5 protein-coding genes are annotated in these 2,105 nt (G+C 61.9%); 3 read left to right on the top strand and 2 right to left on the bottom strand.

Annotation, left to right across the window (positions count from 1 at the left end):
- Window positions 1–29 precede the first annotated feature (29 nt).
- Window positions 30–413 carry a hypothetical protein gene (locus GY725_14860; GenBank protein MCP4005471.1) on the bottom strand — a complete coding sequence of 128 codons (384 nt, stop codon included), beginning with the start codon at window positions 411–413 and terminating at the stop codon, window positions 30–32.
- A 131-nt stretch (window positions 414–544) separates the two neighbouring features.
- Between GY725_14860 and GY725_14855 the strand changes: the two genes are divergently transcribed.
- The 3 genes from GY725_14855 to GY725_14845 are packed head-to-tail and all read left to right on the top strand — an operon-like array spanning window position 545 to window position 1,574.
- Window positions 545–955 carry a helix-turn-helix transcriptional regulator gene (locus GY725_14855; GenBank protein ID MCP4005470.1) on the top strand — a complete coding sequence of 137 codons (411 nt, stop codon included), beginning with the start codon at window positions 545–547 and terminating at the stop codon, window positions 953–955.
- 55 nt (window positions 956–1,010) lie between these two features.
- On the top strand, window positions 1,011–1,220 hold the full coding sequence (locus tag GY725_14850; protein MCP4005469.1) for a DUF2281 domain-containing protein: 210 nt from the start codon (window positions 1,011–1,013) through the stop codon (window positions 1,218–1,220).
- A 9-nt stretch (window positions 1,221–1,229) separates the two neighbouring features.
- Window positions 1,230–1,574 carry a type II toxin-antitoxin system PemK/MazF family toxin gene (locus GY725_14845; protein MCP4005468.1) on the top strand — a complete coding sequence of 115 codons (345 nt, stop codon included), beginning with the start codon at window positions 1,230–1,232 and terminating at the stop codon, window positions 1,572–1,574.
- Between the two features lie 48 nt (window positions 1,575–1,622).
- Here GY725_14845 and GY725_14840 read toward each other — a convergent pair whose 3' ends face one another.
- A complete protein-coding gene (locus tag GY725_14840) occupies window positions 1,623–1,964 on the bottom strand; it encodes a hypothetical protein (GenBank protein ID MCP4005467.1) in 342 nt (113 codons plus the stop codon).
- Window positions 1,965–2,105 lie beyond the last annotated feature (141 nt).

Below are 2,105 nucleotides of genomic sequence, written 5' to 3'. Positions count from 1 at the left end.
CGTGCTCGAAGACCATCCGAACCGCTCGCTCACGAACCTCTTGCGAAAACCTGCTCTTGCGTCCCATGACCCCATCCTCTCAAGGAATAAGGTCTCCGGGAAACCCGGGGCGATTCACTCGCGAGACTCGGAAGATCTTCGCGCATTCTCTCCACAGCGTGACGGAACGAGATCCCCTCGGTTCGCATTACCCAGTCGATCACTGAGCCGCCCGATTGGCAGGCCCCGAGGCAGTGCCAGAGATTCTTCGCGGGTGTGATCACCAGGCTCGGCTCGCGATCATCGTGGAAGGGACACAGGCCGATCAGGTCGGCGCCGTGGCGGTCGAGTGCGATCCCCCGTGCCGCAGCCAGGCGCTCCACCGCCACCTCGGCCTTCAGTCGCTCGATCTCGCCTTCCGGGATGCGCGCCATGATGACCCCTTCTCCTCCGCCAGGGACTCCGGCAGAAGAAACTGCCATTTCGTTTGAAGTTTTTATCGTCTCCTGTTCTAGACCAATATGTTATATTACGCAACTCCGCCCCTTTCGAGTGAGGCCCACCCGTGCATAAGATCATCGACATGGCCGCTTCGAGGAGAAAAAAACGAGGCCGACTCCCGGCTCCGGACGAGACCTTCGGGCAAAGACTGGCGAGGATCCGTAAAGATCGCGGCTTCACACAGACCGAGCTTGCGGATCAGGTCGGCACCATCCAAGTGATCATCTCTGGCTACGAGCGAGGACGAACCCGCGCCCACGCCGACATGGTCGCGGCTATCGCGCAGGCCCTGGATGTGTGCGGCGACGAACTCCTCGGACTCAAGCCGCCGGACTCGAACCCGGCGGCCAAGATCAGCAGGCGCTTCCTGAGACGATTGCACCAGCTCGAGGAACTCCCGGCACACGATCAGAAGGCCATCCTCAAGCACATTGATGCGCTCTCGGCAGCTCACAGGAGCAAGAAGGCGAGCTAGATTCAGCGGGGACGACAGTCGGCGGCCTGAGGCCAAGAGCGAAGAGGAGTCAGCGATGGGAGAACCCAAGCGATCGGAAGAAGAGTTGATCCGCAGGATCCGATCCCTCTCCCCGGAGCGCGTGGCCGAGGTCGAGGATTTCGTCGATTTCCTGCGGCAGCGCGACGACGGGAGCCGGCTCACGGACGCGGCCAGCCGGCTCTCCGAAGCCGCCTTCGCCAAGGTCTGGGACAACCCCGACGACGCCGACTATGACCAGCTATAAGGATCGGCGATGAGCGCCGGTCATGAGTTCGGGGACGTCGTCCTCGTCCCGTTCCCCTTCACCGATCAGTCCGCCAGCAAGCGGCGGCCCGCCGTTGTCGTCAGCTCCGAGGCGTATCACAACGAGCGGCCGGATCTCGTCATCCTTGCCATCACCAGCCAGGTGAGGCCCGGGGCGAGGATCGGGGAGGTGGCCATCGCCCAGTGGAAGGAGGCGGGGCTGCTCAAGGCATCCGTTCTCAAGCCGGTCGTGGCGACCATCGAGCGGGGGCTCGTGCTGCGGAAGCTCGGGCGGCTTGAGGAAGAAGACCGACGTGCGTTGCGAGGCGTGCTTGACGTGATTCTCGGCAAGTGAAGAGTTCGAGCTGAGGAAGAGTTCCCGACTGGATACCACCCGCTCTAATCAGACGACAGCCAAGCCAATCGCATCAACAAACGACCAGAGTGCGACCCGGATGCTCTCTTTCACCGATCGCCCCTTCCACATAAGTTGGTAGAGGAAGACGGGCAGGGCCCAGCAGAGCAAGAGCACGCCCTCGATTGCAAGCAGTACCCACCCGCCGATGCGAAGTTCTGAAAACCACGGGTTCACGAGGAAACAGAGAACAACGACCTGGTAAACGAGAAGCAACCAACCGATCCAGGCCAGGCTTCGCTCCTCTTCGCGGTGATCGCATTCCGCCGTTCCTTCCTCGGTCTCGTGTTGAGCCTTCGCATCCTGCACAGCGGATAGGAAGTATAGCACCCCTTTCTCCCTAATAAGACCATCGATTTTCGGCTGTTGAGAGCCGGCAGTCGGGGAATCTGGGGGCTCTCGAACGGACGCGGGCAGCCGTGCAGCTGCAAAGGGCCCCTCAGAGCGGCGGGAGGACGAGGCTCGACCGCT

It is taken from the genome of bacterium, from assembly GCA_024226335.1.
Taxonomy (GTDB): Bacteria; Myxococcota_A; UBA9160; order SZUA-336; family SZUA-336; genus JAAELY01.
Note: the sequence above shows the minus strand (reverse complement) of the source record. Positions and strands in the feature narration are given on the sequence as shown.

Excerpts from the sequence above, each read along its gene's own strand:
- GY725_14860 (MCP4005471.1), bottom strand. The coding sequence starts at position 413 with ATGGCGCGCATCCCGGAAGGCGAGATCGAGCGACTGAAGGCCGAGGTG.
- GY725_14850 (MCP4005469.1), top strand. The coding sequence starts at position 1,011 with ATGGGAGAACCCAAGCGATCGGAAGAAGAGTTGATCCGCAGGATCCGA.
- GY725_14845 (MCP4005468.1), top strand. The coding sequence starts at position 1,230 with ATGAGCGCCGGTCATGAGTTCGGGGACGTCGTCCTCGTCCCGTTCCCC.